This is a genomic window from Tenacibaculum sp. MAR_2010_89 (genome assembly GCF_900105985.1).
GTDB classification, from domain to species: domain Bacteria; phylum Bacteroidota; class Bacteroidia; order Flavobacteriales; family Flavobacteriaceae; genus Polaribacter; species Polaribacter halocynthiae.
The window spans coordinates 2,320,317-2,338,923 of record NZ_FNUB01000005.1; the positions used below are offsets into that span (position 1 = coordinate 2,320,317).

The 18,607-nt window shown below is 27.5% G+C and carries 23 protein-coding genes; all 23 read left to right on the forward strand.

From position 1 onward, the window contains the following. Positions 1 to 3 precede the first annotated feature (3 nt). A complete protein-coding gene (locus BLV71_RS13630) occupies positions 4 to 663 on the forward strand; it encodes a TetR family transcriptional regulator C-terminal domain-containing protein (protein WP_093871081.1) in 660 nt (219 codons plus the stop codon). Next, a complete protein-coding gene (locus tag BLV71_RS13635; protein WP_093871082.1) occupies positions 660 to 1,970 on the forward strand; it encodes an ABC1 kinase family protein in 1,311 nt (436 codons plus the stop codon). The genes BLV71_RS13630 and BLV71_RS13635 overlap by 4 nt, the downstream gene beginning before the upstream one ends. Continuing rightward, positions 1,971 to 2,585: a flavin reductase family protein gene (locus BLV71_RS13640; protein WP_093871083.1), complete on the forward strand. Its 615-nt coding sequence runs from the start codon at positions 1,971 to 1,973 to the stop codon at positions 2,583 to 2,585. A 32-nt stretch (positions 2,586 to 2,617) separates the two neighbouring features. Continuing rightward, positions 2,618 to 4,036: an SDR family oxidoreductase gene (locus BLV71_RS13645; protein WP_093871084.1), complete on the forward strand. Its 1,419-nt coding sequence runs from the start codon at positions 2,618 to 2,620 to the stop codon at positions 4,034 to 4,036. 2 nt (positions 4,037 to 4,038) lie between these two features. Next, positions 4,039 to 4,188, forward strand: a complete 150-nt coding sequence (locus BLV71_RS13650; protein ID WP_093871085.1) for a DUF2256 domain-containing protein — start codon at positions 4,039 to 4,041, stop codon at positions 4,186 to 4,188. Further along, positions 4,158 to 5,459, forward strand: a complete 1,302-nt coding sequence (locus BLV71_RS13655; RefSeq protein ID WP_093871086.1) for a DASH family cryptochrome — start codon at positions 4,158 to 4,160, stop codon at positions 5,457 to 5,459. Before BLV71_RS13650 ends, BLV71_RS13655 begins: the two co-directional genes overlap by 31 nt. Positions 5,460 to 5,469: 10 nt before the next feature. Further along, positions 5,470 to 5,898: a cryptochrome/photolyase family protein gene (locus tag BLV71_RS19055; RefSeq protein ID WP_369813918.1), complete on the forward strand. Its 429-nt coding sequence runs from the start codon at positions 5,470 to 5,472 to the stop codon at positions 5,896 to 5,898. 19 nt (positions 5,899 to 5,917) lie between these two features. Next, on the forward strand, positions 5,918 to 7,000 hold the full coding sequence (locus tag BLV71_RS13660; RefSeq protein WP_369813919.1) for a cryptochrome/photolyase family protein: 1,083 nt from the start codon (positions 5,918 to 5,920) through the stop codon (positions 6,998 to 7,000). 75 nt (positions 7,001 to 7,075) lie between these two features. Further along, positions 7,076 to 8,542, forward strand: a complete 1,467-nt coding sequence (locus tag BLV71_RS13665; RefSeq protein ID WP_093871087.1) for a cryptochrome/deoxyribodipyrimidine photo-lyase family protein — start codon at positions 7,076 to 7,078, stop codon at positions 8,540 to 8,542. A gap of 2 nt (positions 8,543 to 8,544) precedes the next feature. Beyond that, the gene (locus tag BLV71_RS13670) at positions 8,545 to 8,970 is read left to right on the forward strand and encodes a hypothetical protein (RefSeq protein WP_093871088.1); all 426 of its coding nucleotides are present in this window, start codon (positions 8,545 to 8,547) and stop codon (positions 8,968 to 8,970) included. Next, a complete protein-coding gene (locus BLV71_RS13675; protein ID WP_255405201.1) occupies positions 8,948 to 9,226 on the forward strand; it encodes a TIGR03643 family protein in 279 nt (92 codons plus the stop codon). The genes BLV71_RS13670 and BLV71_RS13675 overlap by 23 nt, the downstream gene beginning before the upstream one ends. Beyond that, entirely contained in the window at positions 9,227 to 9,640 is a 414-nt protein-coding gene (locus tag BLV71_RS13680) for a 6-pyruvoyl trahydropterin synthase family protein (protein ID WP_093871089.1), read from the forward strand. Beyond that, entirely contained in the window at positions 9,600 to 10,298 is a 699-nt protein-coding gene (gene folE, locus BLV71_RS13685; RefSeq protein WP_093871090.1) for a GTP cyclohydrolase I FolE, read from the forward strand. Before BLV71_RS13680 ends, folE begins: the two co-directional genes overlap by 41 nt. Continuing rightward, complete coding sequence (locus BLV71_RS13690) at positions 10,295 to 10,519, forward strand: hypothetical protein (RefSeq protein ID WP_093871091.1); 225 nt, start codon at positions 10,295 to 10,297, stop codon at positions 10,517 to 10,519. The genes folE and BLV71_RS13690 overlap by 4 nt, the downstream gene beginning before the upstream one ends. A gap of 35 nt (positions 10,520 to 10,554) precedes the next feature. After that, on the forward strand, positions 10,555 to 11,232 hold the full coding sequence (locus BLV71_RS13695; protein ID WP_093871092.1) for an SDR family NAD(P)-dependent oxidoreductase: 678 nt from the start codon (positions 10,555 to 10,557) through the stop codon (positions 11,230 to 11,232). A gap of 3 nt (positions 11,233 to 11,235) precedes the next feature. Then, the gene (locus BLV71_RS13700; RefSeq protein ID WP_255405202.1) at positions 11,236 to 11,766 is read left to right on the forward strand and encodes a CIA30 family protein; all 531 of its coding nucleotides are present in this window, start codon (positions 11,236 to 11,238) and stop codon (positions 11,764 to 11,766) included. A gap of 59 nt (positions 11,767 to 11,825) precedes the next feature. Next, positions 11,826 to 12,344 (forward strand): glutathione peroxidase, encoded by a 519-nt coding sequence (locus BLV71_RS13705; protein ID WP_093872041.1) that lies wholly within the window; start codon positions 11,826 to 11,828, stop codon positions 12,342 to 12,344. After that, entirely contained in the window at positions 12,344 to 12,742 is a 399-nt protein-coding gene (locus tag BLV71_RS13710; RefSeq protein ID WP_369813920.1) for a DUF2452 domain-containing protein, read from the forward strand. The genes BLV71_RS13705 and BLV71_RS13710 overlap by 1 nt, the downstream gene beginning before the upstream one ends. Before the next feature lie 3 nt (positions 12,743 to 12,745). Then, positions 12,746 to 13,231, forward strand: coding sequence for an SRPBCC family protein (locus tag BLV71_RS13715; RefSeq protein ID WP_093871094.1), 486 nt, complete (start codon positions 12,746 to 12,748; stop codon positions 13,229 to 13,231). Then, on the forward strand, positions 13,221 to 14,510 hold the full coding sequence (locus BLV71_RS13720; protein ID WP_093871095.1) for a cryptochrome/photolyase family protein: 1,290 nt from the start codon (positions 13,221 to 13,223) through the stop codon (positions 14,508 to 14,510). Before BLV71_RS13715 ends, BLV71_RS13720 begins: the two co-directional genes overlap by 11 nt. Positions 14,511 to 14,604: 94 nt before the next feature. Then, positions 14,605 to 16,107 carry a pyridoxal phosphate-dependent decarboxylase family protein gene (locus BLV71_RS13725; protein ID WP_093871096.1) on the forward strand — a complete coding sequence of 501 codons (1,503 nt, stop codon included), beginning with the start codon at positions 14,605 to 14,607 and terminating at the stop codon, positions 16,105 to 16,107. A gap of 1 nt (position 16,108) precedes the next feature. After that, on the forward strand, positions 16,109 to 17,437 hold the full coding sequence (locus BLV71_RS13730; RefSeq protein WP_093871097.1) for a lysine N(6)-hydroxylase/L-ornithine N(5)-oxygenase family protein: 1,329 nt from the start codon (positions 16,109 to 16,111) through the stop codon (positions 17,435 to 17,437). Then, positions 17,434 to 18,606: an MFS transporter gene (locus tag BLV71_RS13735; RefSeq protein ID WP_233487160.1), complete on the forward strand. Its 1,173-nt coding sequence runs from the start codon at positions 17,434 to 17,436 to the stop codon at positions 18,604 to 18,606. Before BLV71_RS13730 ends, BLV71_RS13735 begins: the two co-directional genes overlap by 4 nt. Position 18,607 lies beyond the last annotated feature (1 nt).

Here is an 18,607-nt window from a genome sequence, read left to right on the forward strand (position 1 = left end):
ACAATGGCTCGAAAAAAAAATATAACAGCAGATAAAATAATAGAATTATATATGGATGAAGTATTAATGGGAACAAATACTTCAAGTACAATATATGCTTTTTCAAAGAATAATAATTTTGAAGAAAGTGAATTCTATAGACACTTCAATAGTTTTGAAACTCTTGAGAAAAAAGTTTTTGCAATTTTTTGTAGTAAAACGGTTGAATTATTATTAAAAAATGATGATTACAAAATGTATGATTCTAAAAGTAAATTATTAAGTTTTTACTATACATTTTTTGAATTGTTATCAGCTAATAGGTCCTATGTAACTTTAAAGTTGAAACAAAACAAGAATAAATTAGAATCTTTAAAATTATTATCAAAATTAAGATTAGAGTTTCAAGAATATATTTCAGCAGAAATTCACACAGATAAAATTGATTTTAAAAATAAAACAGCAAATAAAATTCAAGACAAAGGGTTTTTAGAAGCTTCATGGATGCATTTACTATTTACAATCCAATTTTGGCTAGATGATGAGTCAGAAAATTTTGAAAAAACAGATATTTTTATTGAAAAATCAGTGAAAGCAAGTTTTGATTTAAGAGATATAACACCTGTTCAAAGTGTGTTTGATTTTGCTAAATTTTTGTGGAAAGAAAAAATGCCTACAGTATGAAAAGTATAGATAACATTCCAACATCAAAAATTCAACGTGCTTCTAAATTAATTACTACTGGATTAAAAGTAGGAGTTAATTATGCTAAATACTATGGAGAGAAGATAGTAAAATCAGAAGAGGAGGCTAAGGAAAATTTAAATGAAGCTAATGCAACTGATATTTATGATGGATTAAAAACCTTAAAAGGATCAGCTTTAAAAGTAGCACAAATGTTAAGCATGGAAAAAAACATTTTACCAAGTGCTTATGTAGAAAAATTTTCGTTATCGCAATTTTCTGTTCCTCCATTATCGCCTCCTTTAGTTGTGAAAACCTTTAAAAATTATTTTAAAAAATCACCTTTAGAAGTTTTTGATACGTTTACTGCTAAATCAGTGAATGCAGCTAGTATAGGGCAGGTTCATAAAGCAACTAAAGGAAGTAAGAATTTGGCAGTTAAAATTCAATATCCTGGAGTGGCTGAAAGTATTTCTTCTGATTTAGCAATGGTGAAGCCAATAGCTATTAAAATGTTTAACATAAAAGGGGAAGGTTCAGATGAGTATTTTAAAGAGGTTGAAAATAAATTAACTGAAGAGACTAATTATGTATTAGAGCTTAAACAAAGCAAAGAAATTGCTGAACAGTGTAAGAATATACCAAATTTGAAATTTCCAAATTACTATTCTGAATATTCCTCAGAGAAAATTTTAACTATGGATTGGATGGAAGGAGTTCATTTATCTGAATTTACTTCAAAAAATAATTCTGTTGAAGTTTTAAATAAAATAGGACAAGCTTTGTGGGATTTTTATATGTATCAAATGCATGTTTTAAAAAAAGTACATGCAGATCCACATCCAGGTAATTTTTTAGTTTCAGAAAAAAATGAATTGATAGTAATTGATTTTGGGTGTATGAAAGAGGTTCCTGATAGTTTTTATGTACCCTATTTTGAATTAGCTCAAAAAGAGAATATAGAAAACTCTGAGTTTTTTGAAAGTAAGTTATATGAGCTTGAAATTTTAAGAGATGATGATACTGATGAAGAAAAGAAATTTTTTAAATCATTATTTTATGAAATGTTATCTCTTTTTACCCAACCTTTTCATGAAGAGGTATTTGATTTTTCAGATGACGTTTTTTTTAATAGAATAGCTGAGTTAGGTCAGAAATATGCTAAAAGCACTGAATTAAAAAAAATGAATGGTAATAGAGGTTCAAAGCATTTTATATATATAAACAGAACATTTTTTGGATTGTATAATTTAATGCATGATTTAAAAGCGAACCATATTCAAATTAATAACTTTAAAAGTTTATAAATGTATTTAACAAGGGCTTATATTGATAGTTTAGAGCATTTGTATAAAATTAACTTAATTAATGGTGTTTCTGGTTTTAAATCAGCGAATCTAATCGGTACTAAATCAACAAAAAATATAACTAATGTTGCAGTTTTTAGTTCAGTAGTTCATTACGGTTCAGCCCCACCAATACTAGGTTTCGTGGTTAGACCTACTTCTGTTAGGCGAAATACATATGATAATATTAAAGAAACAGGTTATTTTACAATAAATCATATTCATCATGATATTATTGAAGATGCACATCATACTTCTGCTAAATATTCATCAGAAATATCTGAATTCGATAAAACTAATTTAAAAGAAGAGTATTTGAATGATTTTTATGCTCCTTTTGTTGAAGGCTGTCCAATTAAAATTGGATTAAAATATATAGATGAGTATTATATAAAAGCAAATGGTACAATACTAGTTTTAGGAGAAATTATCGATTTGCATATTAATGATTCGCTAATAAAAGAAGATGGTTTTATCGATTTATTAGAAGGTAATATTGCAGCAATTAATGGATTGGATGCTTATACAGTTCCAAAAATAAAAACAAGGCTAAGTTATCAAAGACCTAAAAACTAAGGTTTTTCTGTAATTGCCTAAAAATAATATATATGAAAATACTTATTACAGGCACTACAGGTTACATAGCAAAACGTTTAATTCCTAGTTTACTAGAAAATAATCACAGTTTAGTTTGTTGTGTTCGCGATTTAACTAGAATTCCAGAGGATTTAAAGAATAAAAAGCAAATAGAATTTCTTAAAATAGATTTTTTAAATGTAGAAGCTGTTAGCGTTCCTATGGATATTGATGTAGCATATTATTTAATACACTCTATGTCTACAAGTAGTGAGAAGTTTGAAGAGTTAGAATATACATGTGCTATAAATTTTAAATCTATAATAGAAAAAACTATTTGTAAGCAAGTAATTTATTTAAGCGGTATTGTTAATGATGAATCATTGTCAAAGCATTTACAGTCTCGTTTTAAGGTAGAACAAACTTTAAAATCTAATAACTATGGACTAACAACATTTAGAGCAGGAATTATTGTAGGTAGTGGTAGTGCTTCATTTGAAATAATACGTGATTTAGTAGAGAAGTTACCGGTTATGGTTGCTCCAAAATGGCTAAAAACTAAAACGCAACCAATTGCAATAAGAGATGTTTTAACATATTTAAATAAAGCTTTGTTAGAGGAGAAGTTATATAATGGTTCTTATGATATTTATGGACCTGAAGTACTCACTTATAAACAGATGCTACTACAGTTTGCTGAAGCTAGAAACTTTAAAAGGTTTATTTTAACCTTACCAGTTTTAACTCCTAAATTATCTTCTTATTGGTTGTATTTCGTTACGTCTACCTCATTTAAATTAGCTAGCTCTTTAGTAGACAGTATGAAAGTAGAGGTAATAGGAAAACCTTCTAATATTAATTCTATAATAAAAATTGAACCTATTTCTTATAAGGAAGCAGTTAATAAAGCCTTTGCTAAAGTAGCCCAAAATTCAGTTATATCTAGCTGGAAAGACGCAATGATAAGTGGGGTTTTTAATAAACAATTAGGGCAATATATTAATGTACCACAGTATGGTTGTTTTAAAGATGTAAGAAGTAAAGAAATAGTAAATGAAAAGCAAACTTTAGATAAAATATGGAGTATTGGAGGAGAAAATGGTTGGTATACATTCAACTTCTTATGGAAAATAAGAGGATATGTAGATAAGTTATTTGGAGGAGTTGGATTAAGAAGAGGTAGAAGGCATAAAACAGATTTAGTTGCTGGTGATGCACTAGATTTTTGGAGGGTTCTTTTAGTTGATAAGGAAGAAAAAAGATTACTACTGTTTGCTGAAATGAAACTTCCTGGTGAAGCTTGGTTAGAGTTCAAAATAGTAAAAGGAAAGTTGTATCAAAGAGCTGTTTTTAGGCCTCAAGGTGTATTAGGAAGGTTGTATTGGTATAGTGTTTTGCCTTTTCATGCTTTTGTTTTTCAGGGTATGTTAAATCATTTAGTGAAAAAATAATAGTGAAAGGCGTAAAGAAACAGCATCTTCCTTTTAAAACATGTTTAGTGTGTAAATTACCTTTTTCATGGAGAAAGAAATGGGAAAAAAATTGGGATACTGTTAAATACTGTAGTAAAAAATGCAGAAAAAACTCAAAAAATGTACTTTAGTATGGTTTAGAAATGATCTTAGACTTCATGATAATAAAGTTTTAGATGAAGCTATAAAAAAGAAACTTCCAATAATTGGCATGTTTCTATTTAATAATGAAAGTAACTTAAACAAAGCATTCGGATATAGAAAGGTTGGCAAATTCCGTTTAAAATTCCTAGCAGAAACAGTATTATGTATTCAAAATAAGTTGAAAAAATATAATATACCATTGTTTATTTATAATAACTCTGTTAAAGAAGTTTTTTTTGAATTAAATAAACATTTTGAAATAGTAAATCTATTTTTTCAAAAAAATTGGACTCAGGAAGAATTAAATGAAGAAGAAAAAGTTATAGTTCATTTATCAAAAAAGACAATTGTTAAGCCAATTTTTAATCAATTTTTATTTGATGTAGATGATGTAATGAATTTGTTTTCTGAACTTCCTAGATCATTTAGTAGCTTTAGAAAGAAAATTGAAAAACATTGCGATGTTCCTAAACTATTGAATTATAAAATACCTCTTCAAGATAAAATAGATGTAATGTTAGGGGAGACTTTAGAGTTTTTTCAAGCAACAAATTATGAGCCTAAATATAAAAAACAAACAGCATTCCCCTTTGAAGGTGGAGAGGATGAGGCTATTAAAAGAGTAAATGATTATTTCTTTAAAACTAAAAATTTAACAGTTTATAAAAAAACAAGAAATCAATTATTGGGTATTAATTATAGCTCTAAATTTTCTGCATGGCTGGCTAATGGCTCTCTTTCTCCAAGATTTATTTATTGGAAAATTAAAGAGTTTGAAAATAAAATTATAGCTAACGAATCTACGTATTGGTTGTTTTTTGAGCTTTTATGGAGAGAGTTTTTTAAGTACGTATCTATGAAGCATGGTAATTTAATTTTCAAAAAAGAAGGTATTCAAAATAAAAAAGTTAATACTAAAATAGATAATAAAGTAATAAAGAATTGGGTAGAAGGTAATACATCGGATGATTTTGTTAATTCAAATATGTTAGAATTAAAGCGAACAGGGTGGATGAGTAACAGGGGGAGACAAAATACAGCTTCATTTTTTATTCATGACTTAAAACAAGATTGGCGAATAGGTGTAGCATATTTTGAAAGCCTATTACTAGATTATGATGTACATAGTAATTATGGGAACTGGATGTATATAGCTGGGGTTGGTAATAATTTAAGAAACAGCCCTTTTGATGTAAAAAAACAGGCAATATTTTATGATCCAGAAGGAGAATACAGAAAAAAATGGTTAAAGAGTTAAAATAAGTATTTTGAAAACATTAAGACTAATATTAGGAGATCAGCTGAACATAAAGCATTCTTGGTTTAAAGAAGTAAACGATAATGTGTTGTATTGCATGTTTGAAACAAAGCAAGAAGCTAGTTATGTTAAGCATCACATTCAAAAAATAGTTGGTTTTTTGGGGGCTATGAGAGATTTTTCTGTTAAGTTAAATGAAAAGAGACATAGCTTGATATACTTTAAAATAAATGATGAAAATAACTTTCATGATTTTAAAAATAACATACTACAATTAATAGAAAAGGAAGATATTAAACATTTCGAATACCAATATCCAGATGAGTATAGGTTAAATGAAGAATTAGAAACATTAGCTTCTAGCTTACCTATAAGTACATCTGTACTTTCTTCTGAACATTTTTATACAGAAAGAGAAGAGCTAACTGTTTTTTTTTAAAGATAAAAAACAAACTGTTATGGAGTCTTTTTATCAATATATGCGAAAAAAACATCAAGTTTTAATTGAAAATGACAAACCTGTAGGAGGAAAATGGAATTTTGATAAAAGTAACAGAAAAAAGTGGAAAGAAGAAAGCCTTATTCCTATACCATATGATATAAAACACGATGTAACAAAAATTGTAGCAGAAGTTAAAAGAGCTGGAGTCAAAACATTTGGTACTATTAATGAAAGGTATTTTGATTATCCGTTAAATAGAGATGAGGCCATTGGGCAGCTAAATTATTTTGTTAAAGAGTTGCTACCTTTATTTGGAGATTATCAAGATGCTATGCATGTTAATGAAGTGTATCTTTATCATTCAAAGTTGTCATTTGCTTTAAATATAAAATTAATAACTCCAAAGGAGGTTGTTAAAAAAGTTGAGACATCATATTATAATGATGAAGCTATAAGTATATCACAAGCTGAAGGTTTTATTCGTCAAATTTTAGGATGGAGAGAGTTTATGAGAGGTATGTATTGGAAGTTAATGCCTAATTTTAAAAAGACTAATTTTTTTGAACATAAAAATAAGTTACCTGATTTTTTTTGGACAGGGAATACTAAAATAAATTGTGTTAAAAATTGCTTGAAAAATTCATTAAACAATTCATATGCACATCATATTCAAAGATTAATGGTTTTAGGAAACTTGGCTTTATTATTAGAGGTAGATCCTGAAGAAGTAGATAAATGGTACTTAGGAGTATATATTGATGCTATAGAATGGGTACAATTACCAAACACAAGAGGGATGAGTCAATATGCTGATGGAGGAATCATAGCTACAAAACCTTACATTTCTAGTGCGAATTATATTGATAAAATGAGTAATTATTGTTTAGACTGTAGTTATAATAAAAAAGATAAAACTTCTGTTAACGCATGCCCTTTTAATAGCTTGTATTGGAACTTTTTAGCTTCAAAACAAGAAAAGTTGCAAAAAAATAGAAGAATGTTTATGATGTTTAATCTTTTAAACAAGATGGATTTAAAGCTTCTAGAATCAGTTAAATCAAGGGCTAAGAGTATAATTAATGAACCAGATAACTATTGATTGTTTATTTTGTTTAACTAAATATTGTTTTTGTTAAACAAAAATAGTATCTTTGATTAGGTTAGTATTATAACAATGATCAAAGAAGAAAAAATAGCAGTTGTTTGGTTTAAAAGAGACCTTAGATTACATGATAATGAAGCAGTTTTTAATGCAATTCAGTCAGGTAATAAAGTGTTGCTTTTATATGTATTTGAACCAATTCTTTTAAATGATCCTCATTATTCGGAAAGACACTGGAACTTTATTAAAGAATCTATTTATGATATAAATAAAGAATTAGAAAAGCTAAATACAAAAGTTTTAGTTGTACAATCAGAAATACTTCCAGTTTTTAGTTATTTATCATCACAAAAAAAAATAAAATCTGTTTTCTCTCATCAAGAAACAGGCATCCTAAAAACATATAATAGAGATAAAACTTTTAAGCGATTTTGTAGGAATAATTCAATTGATTGGATAGAGAATATTAATAATGGTGTATTTAGAGGAAGATCTGATAGAACTAAATGGAAAGAGGATTGGGAGTCTTATATGCAATCTAACCAGTTTCTATTTAATCCAAAGTCTCAAAATAATTTTGTTAATCAAGAAGAAATAGAATCTTTAGAAAAGAATTTAGATAAGTTATCATTAGAAACAAATAAAAACACTTCATTTCAATTTGGAGGAAGATCAACAGGGATTAAATATTTAAATTCTTTTTTTAATGAACGTTATGTTAATTATTCTAAACATATATCAAAACCTAATGAAGCAAGAAAAAGTTGTAGTAGACTTTCTCCATACATAGCTTGGGGAAACTTATCAGTTAGAGAAGTTTTTCAATATGCACAAGGGTATAGAATAAAAGCAAAAAATAAAATAGCTATTGATGCATTTACCTCACGACTAAGATGGCAAGCACATTTTATTCAAAAGTTTGAAATGGAATGTATTATGGAAAGTGAAAGTTTAAATAAAGGGTTTCATAAATTAAAAAAAGAAATTTCTGAAAAATACCAAAAAGCTTGGATAAATGGATTAACTGGAGTTCCTTTTATTGATGCATCAATGCGTTGTTTAATAGAAACGGGATATATAAATTTCAGAATGCGAGCAATGCTAGTATCCTTTTTCATTCATAATTTATGGCAACCATGGCAAGATGCTTCTAAATATCTTTCAAAAATATTTTTAGACTTTGAACCTGGAATTCATTTTCCTCAATTACAAATGCAAGCTGGTGAAACAGGAATCAATACTATTAGGATTTATAATCCTATAAAAAATGGTTTAGAACATGATTCAGATGCTAAATTTATTACAAAATGGGTTCCAGAACTTGAACAACTACCTGTAAGGTTTAGGCATGAACCTTATAAATTAACAACCTTAGAGCAAAAGTTATACAATTTTAACCTAGGTGTAAATTATCCAAAACCTATAGTAAATATATCATCTACTAGAAGGAAAGCATCAGATGTTATATGGAATATGAGAAAAGATAAAGATGTAATAGAAGAAAGTATTCGAATATTAAATAAACATATAGTTAAGTAATTATGCTAGTTTTTAATACCACATACACGGATAAAAGTGAAGAAAATGAAATAAACGCATTGGTTGGTTCTCCATTTTCTTTAATAAAAAAAATAAAATTAAAAGGAATTGGTAGCAAGAGGATGATAATTTATTCTGTAAGTGAAAATTTTAAAAAGTTAATAAATAATGTTTCAGACATTAATTATGCAAATATTGAATTAAGACCCAAAGGTATTATAGTACATTTTACACAACAACTCAAACGATTTTCGTGGGTAATACCTTATTACAAACTTGTAATTTTTAATGGAGATTATTTTAGTATTCATTCCAATTCAAGTTATATACAGCTAACTAAAGGAAAACGTAAAAATGAAAACAAAAGTATTATTCAGAAAATACTTTTATTAAAAAGTAAAATAAGTGAAGAATATCAATTTAGATAACGATATAAATAGAATTATAGAGATGGCTTGGGAAGATAGAACCACATTTGATGCTATTAAATTCCAATTCAATTTAAAAGAACAAGATGTAATAGTTTTAATGAGGAAAACCTTAAAGCCTTCAAGCTTTAAATTATGGAGAAAACGAGTACAAGGAAGGAAAACTAAACATGAAGCTAAGCGTACTTATGATTTAGGTCGGTTTAAGTGTTCAAGGCAACGCAGTATTAGTAATAATAAGATATCAAAAAGATAAATGAATAAAATAGCGATAACAAGGAAAGAACACTTTAATGCAGCGCATAGGTTACATAATAAACATTGGAGCAAAGAAAAAAATGAAGAAGTTTTTGGTAAGTGTAATAACCCCAATTATCATGGACATAATTATGATTTAGAAGTTACAGTTATAGGTCATATTAATGTAGATACTGGGTATGTTATTGACACCAAAATATTGTCAAGTATTATTAAGGAGAAAGTATTAGAGCCATTTGATCATAAAAATTTAAACCTAGATGTTCCTTTATTTAAAAATAAAAACCCAACAGTAGAAAATATTGCAGTAGTAATATATGATGAAATAATAAAAGAAATTTCCAATGATTTGGAATTAAAAATTAAACTTTATGAAACACCAAGAAACTTTGTTGAATACCCTTATAAATAAAAATTCATTAAATGATTTTTCAATAGAAGATATAGGAGACGATCATTTATATACAGGAATAGATACACCTTTAAAAAATGATGCATTTTCATTATCTGATAATGAGAAAAAGGAAAAAATAGCTAGTCTTTTTTCTCAAATAATGGATGTTATGGGGTTAGATTTAACTGATGACTCATTAAATGGAACACCTAAGCGAGTAGCTAAAATGTATATAGATGAAATTTTTTCTGGTTTAAACCCTAAAAATAAACCTAAAATAGCCTTGTTTGAGAATAAATATAGGTACAATCAGATGTTAATTGAAAAAGACATTCAATTTTATTCTAATTGTGAACATCATTTTGTACCAATAATAGGTAAAGCTCATGTTGCGTATGTTTCCTCAGGAAAAGTTATTGGGCTATCTAAGTTAAATAGAATAGTGCAATATTATGCAAAACGACCTCAAGTACAAGAACGTTTAACAAATCAAATAGCAACAGATTTGCAGGCTATTTTAAATACTAAAAATGTAGCTGTTATTATTGATGCGAAACATTTATGTGTATCATCTAGAGGTGTAAAAGATGATTCATCCTCAACAATTACCTGTTTTTATGGAGGAGTTTTTAATACAAAAGAAAAAATAGTTGAATTACAAAATTATATAAAATGAGTACACTAAATTTAATGGAAGAAGTTCTAAATTTTGAGAGTAATTATAAAAGTTTTAGAACTAGAAATGAAAAAATATTAGCTTCTAGAAAAGCAAAGGAATTGGTTTTGTCATTAAATAGTATCTATAAAAAAACAAAAGATAAAACCTTAATGGATACAATGAAGCGTATAACAGAAATTAAAAGAAAAATAGAGAAGAGGTTAAGGGGAAGAATGTAAAAAGAGTAATTATAATTTAAAATTATTATTTAAAGATGAAAACAGTTCTTGTAGTTGGAGGAAGTAAAGGTATTGGAAAAGCAATAGTTGATAAATTGAAGAATACTTGTAATATTATAATTATGAGTCGTTCTAAAGTTGATATTAGTGATAATGTGATTCAGTATTCATTAGATGTTTTAGCAGATGACTTACCAGATATTGAAAAAATTGATGGATTAGTATATTGTCCTGGTAGTATAAACTTGAAATCACTTACTCGCCTTAAAATAGAAGACTTTCAAAATGATTTTAATATTAATGTTTTAGGAGCTGTCAAAGTTATAAAAAAATACGAAAAATCATTAGTTAGTAACCAAGCAAGTGTTGTACTATTTAGTACTGTAGCAACGAAACTTGGAATGCCTTTTCATGCAAGTATTGCTGTTAGCAAGGCAGGAGTTGAAGGTTTGGCTAAATCTTTAGCTGCTGAATATGCTACAAAAATTAGATTTAATGTAATTGCTCCAACTGTTACAGATACACCTTTAGCAGCTCGTTTATTGAGAAATGATAAACAAAAAGAGACAATGAAAGAACGTCATCCTTTAAAGGATTATTTAGATCCTAAAGAAGTAGCTGCTTTGGCTAACTATTTATTGTCTGATGAATCTAAATCTATTTCAGGTCAAGTGTTTCCTATAGATGCTGGTATAATAAGTTTAAAGCTTTAAATTATGAAAAAATTAATTTTATTGTGTGCTTTTATGTTATTTAATAATGAAATTACAATTGTTGATTTTAAAAAATCAATTAAAGTAAATGAGTGGTACCAAACTAATGATAGCGTAATGGGAGGGATATCTACTTCTAATATGATTATTAATGATAGTGGTGTAGGTATTTTTAAAGGAAGTGTTTCTATTGAAAATAATGGAGGTTTTGCAATGACTCGATTATCAGTAGATGTAAATTTAAAAAAGTCTTCTAAAAATGTTATCTTAAGAGTAAAAGGAGATGGAAAAAAATATCAGTTTAGAATAAAATCAAGAAAATATCAAAGATATTGGTACGTTCAATCGTTTCAAACTTCAAACGAAATGGAAGAAATTGTGATTCCTTTAAATAGCTTTTATGCGTCTTTTAGAGGATATAAATTGAACATTGATAATTTTTCTGAATCAACAATAAAAGAAATAGCTGTATTAATAGGAAATAAGAAAAATGAAGAATTTAAATTAACCATAGAAAAAATTAGTATAAATTAAAACGCACTATGAGTAAGCTTCAAATAAAACAACAACTTTTTTTAAAATTATTTATAATTATGTCAATTTTTAGTTCATCAGTAAAAGCACAAACGTTAGAACCAAAAACTTCGGTTTATGACATTAAAATAAACGATATAAATAACAAGCCTATTGATTTAGGTATATACAAAGGAAAGAAAATATTATTTGTAAATGTAGCATCAAAATGTGGATTTACAAATCAATATAAAGGTCTACAAGAGCTATATAATACACATAAAGAGAATTTAATGATTATAGGAATACCTTGTAATCAATTTGGAGGTCAAGAACCTGGAAATTCTTCAGAAATTCAATCCTTTTGTGAACTTAATTATGGAGTAAGTTTTCTCATGACTGAAAAAATAAATGTAAAAGGAGAAAAGCAACATCCTTTATATACTTGGTTAACCAAGAAATCTTTTAATGGTAAATCTAATTCATCTGTAAAATGGAATTTTCAAAAATATTTAATAGATGAGAATGGAAGGTTTATTGATTATTTTTATTCAACAACAAGTCCTACAAGTTCAAAAATAAAAAAACACTTAATATAGTGAGTAAAAAGCCAGATAATATTGTATTCAATGAAGAAATAAATACGTACGATGCGTATTTAAAGCCTTATGCTACAAACCTATCTTCTCCAGTTATTAAAATTACTGATAGTATAAGTTGGAAAAAGCAAAACATTTATAAGGCAAACAATCAATTCAAAGCCGAATATGACGAATTAAAAAAAGCATATCAATCATTGATGAACAAATATCAATACAATGATATTGTATATAATGCAAAATTTAGTTTTGAACCTATTGTAGGAAAAGAGTATCATTTGTATAGAAGGAAAGGAGATGATCTTTTTTTATCAATATTAACTCCAAATGAATGTAATTTTAATTTTGTTGGTAGCTTTAGATTAACTCCAGACAAAATATGGCAAAAAACCGCGTAAAAAATGTTAGAATTTAAAGAGCACTCCGGAATATATACATTAGAAACTGAACAAGTTTTAAATGTAAGTTTAAAAGAAGCATGGAATTTTTTTAGTTCTCCAGAAAACTTAGAAAAAATTACACCTTCACATATGGGGTTTCAAATTACTTCATCTGTAGATAAAAAAGCATATGCTGGTCAAATAATTACATATAAAGTAGGAATTTTACCAGGTATAAAACAAAATTGGGTAACTGAAATAACACAAGTAAAAGAACAAGATTTTTTTATTGATGAGCAGCGCTTCGGTCCTTATAAAATGTGGCATCATGAACATTGGTTTAAAGAATTACCTAATGGTAAAACAGTAATGAATGATAAAATATCGTATAAAATACCTTTTGGTTTTTTAGGAGTAATTGCTCAGAAAATATTTATTAAAAAACAATTAACTACTATTTTTGAACATCGTTTTAAAACATTAGAGACATTATTTAATGAACAATAAAATTTCTATTCATTGGTTTCGAAGAGATTTGAGACTCGATGATAATACCTCTTTATATCATGCTTTGAAAGCTGAAAAATTAGTATTGCCTATATTTATTTTTGATGATGAGATTTTAGATAAATTACCTAAAGATGATGCTAGAATAACTTTTATATATAATTCCTTAAAAGAAATTCAGCTAAAATTAAATGCTTTGGGAAGCTCTATTCAAATAAAGAAAGGTGATCCATTTTTAGTTTGGAAAGAATTAATAAAGGAATATGACATTGAAAGCGTTTTTTTTAATAAAGACTATGAACCTTATGCGCTTAAAAGAGATCAAAAAGTAACTGATTTATTAGAGCTAAACAATATTAAAGTTAATACGTATAAAGATCAAGTTATCTTTGAAGAACATGAAGTTCTTAAAAAAGATAATACTCCTTATACTGTTTATACTCCTTATAAAAATCAATGGTTAACAAAATTCGACACAAAAAATAATACTAAATATTTTGATTGCAATGAATATTATAAAAATTATTTATCAATTAAAATTACTTTTCCAAGTATTGAAAGCTTGGGTTTTACTATAAGTAATATCAAAGTAAAACCATACTCTATAGATAACTTATCTAATTATGAAGAAGTAAGAGATTATCCTTTTATACAAGGAACTTCTAATTTATCACCTTATTTGAGATTTGGTCAGATTAGTATTCGTAAAATGGTTATTCATGCTTTAAAAATTAATAGTACTTTTTTAAGTGAATTAATTTGGCGAGAGTTTTTTATGCAAATCTTATATCATTTTCCTAAGGTGGTTACTCAAAATTTTAAATCGAAATATGATGCTATTCCATGGAGGAATAATAAAGAAGAATTTGAAAAATGGTGTAAAGGAGAAACTGGATATCCTATGGTAGATGCAGGCATGAGAGAATTGAATGCCACTGGTTATATGCATAATAGGGTTCGCATGATTACTGCAGGTTTTCTATGTAAGCATTTGTTAATTGATTGGAGATGGGGAGAGGCGTATTTTGCTTCAAAGTTATTAGACTATGAATTAGCATCAAATAATGGTAATTGGCAATGGGCTGCTGGTACTGGTTGTGATGCTGCACCTTATTTTAGAGTTTTCAATCCGGAAACACAATTAAAAAAGTTTGATAAAGAGTTAATTTATATTAATAAGTGGATTATTGATTTCAATGAATTAACGTATCCAAATACTATAGTAGAACATAAATTTGCTAGAGAAAGAGCTATAAGTACGTATAAGAACGCACTATAACTTTTCACGTCATTTTTTATCACACTTTCGTCATTTTTACTATTACTAACGTCATAATTTTGTCTTAACTATTATTAAGACTAAATAAAAATAAATGACACTAGACGAAACCCCCGTACTCGTTGATTCATCACTTTATGAAGGAATATTAAGTGATGAGTCATTTGGGAAAATAGAAGAATACACTATATCAATAAACAATGTTTTAAAAGAATTTTATAAAAGAAAAACTTTTTACAAAGGGGATAATATAACAGCAATCAAGCAACATAAAATAGATGCTAAGATTGACGATAAAACATATACATTTAAAGAAGCATTAGAATCTCTTAACGAACTTTATATAGATAATGCAATATCATTTCATAGTCCCAATTATGTAGCCCATTTAAACTGCCCTGTAGTTATTCCTTCAATATTAGCAGAAACTATTGCATCAACTATAAATACAGCAGTTGAAACTTGGGATCAAAGTACCTCAGCAACATTTATAGAACAAGAAGTTATTCGTTGGATATGTAATGAGTTTTCAATGCCAATTAACTCTGATGGTATTTTTACCAGTGGAGGAACGCAATCAAATTTTATGGCTTTATTAATGGCAAGAGATAACTATGCTTTTGCAAATTATGGAGTTAACTTAAAACAGCAAGGTTGGTTTAATGAAGTAAGTAAGTTTAGGATTTTTTGCTCAGAAAAATCTCATTTTAGCATTAAAAAGAATGCAGCTTTATTGGGAATGGGATATGATTCAGTTATCGCAATAAAAACTGATAGTGAAATGAAAATGGATGCTAATGAATTAGTATTAGCAATTGAAAAAGTTAAACAAGAAGGTAATATTCCAATTGCTGTAGTTGCTACTTTAGGTACAACAGATTATGGAAGTTTTGACCCGTTAGAAACAATTTCAATTATAGCAGAAGAGCATAATATGTGGTTGCATGCTGATGGTGCTTATGGTGGGTGTTTTGTGTTAACTGATACTCATAAACATTATTTTGAAAATATGAAGTCAGTAGATTCTATAACTATTGATTTTCATAAAACTATGTTTCAACCTGTTTCTTGTAGTGCTTATCTTGTTAAAAACAAAGAGCATTTTAAATATGTGTCATATTATGCTGATTATTTAAACCCACTAGAAGATAAAGACCCTGAACGACCAAACCTGATAGAGAAGTCTATTCAAACTACAAGAAGATTTGATGCTTTAAAAGTTTGGTTTACATTAAAAACATTGGGAGTAAAAACCATAGCTTCATATTTAGAAAAAGTACATTTTTTAGCAGTTACTATTTATCATGAAATAAAGAAAGATATACTATTTGAAACTGTTCATGTACCTGAGTTAAGCACAATTGTATTTAGATATAAAGTATTAAATGAAACTGATAATAAAGTGCATGATGCTACAAACTTATACATCAAAAACACATTATTTAAATCAGGTAGTGCTTCAATAGCAAGTACAAAACTACAGGGGAATATTTATTTAAAGTTTACGCTATTAAACCCTATGAATTCAGTTAAAAATCTCCGTGAAATTTTAAATATGATCAAACAAAAAGGAGAAGAATATTCAATAAATAATTAAAATGAAAGAAATATTAGATTTTATAGCAGTTGGTGTTGGCCCATTTAATTTAGGTTTAGCTTGTTTAACTGATCCAATTGATGGAGTAGAAGGGATTTTTTTAGATAAACAAGAGAGATTTGATTGGCATCCTGGTATGATGTTACAAAGTACCACGTTACAAATTCCTTTCATGGCAGATTTAGTAACATTAGCAGATCCAACAAGTCCATTTAGTTTTTTGAATTATAGTAAAGAACAAGGAAGAATATACTCATTTTACATTCGTGAAAACTTTTTGCTATTAAGAAATGAGTATAATAAGTATTGTCAATGGGCAATAAATAAATTACCTAATATTTATTTTAATACTGAGGTAAAGAATATTCATTTTAACGAAGAAGAAGAAGTTTATGTAGTTACAAGTCAATGTACTAAAACAGATGAAATTAAAACTTATAAAGCTAAGAAAATTGTTTTAGGAACTGGTACGCAACCATACATTCCTAACTGTGCTAAAAAATTAAAAGATAGAGCTACACATTCATCAAAATATTTGAATCATAAAGATGAATTGCAAACTAAAAAATCAATTACAGTAGTAGGAGGTGGACAAAGTGCTGCAGAAATATTTTATGATTTATTACAGGATATAGATACTAAAGGATATGAATTGAACTGGATAACAAGATCTCCAAGATTTTTTCCATTAGAGTATTCTAAACTTACTTTAGAGATGACTTCTCCTGAATATGTTGATTATTTCTACAATTTACCATCAGAGAAAAGAGATGATTTGATTAAAAATCAAAAGCATTTATACAAAGGTATAAATCAAGATTTGATTAATGATATTCATGATTTATTATATACTAAAAGATCGTATTCTGAAAAACCTTTAAAGGTATCACTAAGAACTAATACCGAGCTTAAAAACACAATTGTAAAAGAAAATCAAACTCTTTTAGAGTTACATCAAGTAGAGCAGGATAAATATCTTAAAATTAACACAGAAGGTCTGGTTTTGTCAACAGGGTATTATTACAAGTTACCAGAGTTTATAGAAGGTATTTCAAATAGATTAGAATGGGATAATAAGGGGCGTTATGATGTACATAGAAATTATAGTATAGATAAAAACCATAATGAGATTTTTGTGCAAAACGTTGAGCTATATACTCATGGTTTTGTTACTCCAGATTTAGGTATGGCTTGCTATAGAAATTCATATATAATAAAAGAGATAACAGGCAAAGAATATTACCCAGTTGAAACAAGTATCGCTTTTCAACAGTTCGGTGTACATGAAGAGGAGGAAATAGAAAAACCGTTAAATGTAGTAGTCGAATGAAGTTGAAATCATTTTTAATTCTAATGACGTTTATAGCGGTAGTAAGTGATTATTTATTACACCCATTTTATCCTCAGTTTTTTGCTATTCGTTTCGGAATGACCAATCCAGAAAATGTAGGTTTTTATTTTGCTGCAATTTGTTTTATGGTAATGATAGCGTTTCCTTTTTGGGCATATATATCAAAAAAAGTAGCTGAGCTTAAAATATTAATTTATACACAAGCTATAGCTGGTGTTTTAGCACTTTATTGTTATTGGACGAGTTCTTATATAAGTTTTTGGATAGTGTCATTAATAATGGTTTTATTTAAAGGTAGCTATTTATTAGTATATCCATATATACTTAAAATAATTAAAAAGGAAGAGCATGTATCAACTATTGGTTTATTATCTGTAATTGTTCACTTGGGCGGAATCCTAGGAGCCGTAATTGGAGGTTTTACAGTTGATTATATTGATCCTAGTTCAATATTTTTAATTATGGCACTTGGTGATTTTATTCAAATGTTGATGAGCGCTTATTTATTAAAAAGTAAAAAGTTTAATACTACTGTTATAATTTCAGCTGAGAATAAAAAAGAAAAAAACTCACTATCAAATGGATTGATATTAAAAATTGGGTTGCTAACGTTGATTCTTTATTTCAGTGATTTTATAATACGACCATTCTTTTCAATGTATTGGGAAAGTTTTTCTAATTATGATTCAAAATTAATATCAGGTACAATTTATGCCATACCAGGGTTTGTAGCATTAATAGCATTATGGATTAGTAATAAGCAAAAATCGAATGGATATGAAGGCATTATAATGGCTTTACTTATAGGTTTAGTAGGTTTGTTTTTACAAGGAATACCATTAGATAGTGTAGTTATTGTAGGAAGAATTATTTACGGATGGGCTATTTTTCAAGGAGTAGTAAAATTTGATGTTTTATTATTTGAAATGAGTACTCCCGAATCGTATGCATTAGATTATAGTAAGGTTCATTTTTTTCAAAATTTAGGAGTTTTAGTGGCGTCATTAAGTGTTGGTTTAGTTGTTGAAAACTTCGGATTACGCTTACCTTTTATAATTGCTTTGTCTGGTTTTATAGTAACAATTGTGTTATACATTTTCATTTTTAAATTAGTTTCTGTACCCAAAAACATTGTTAAAGCTTCTTAAA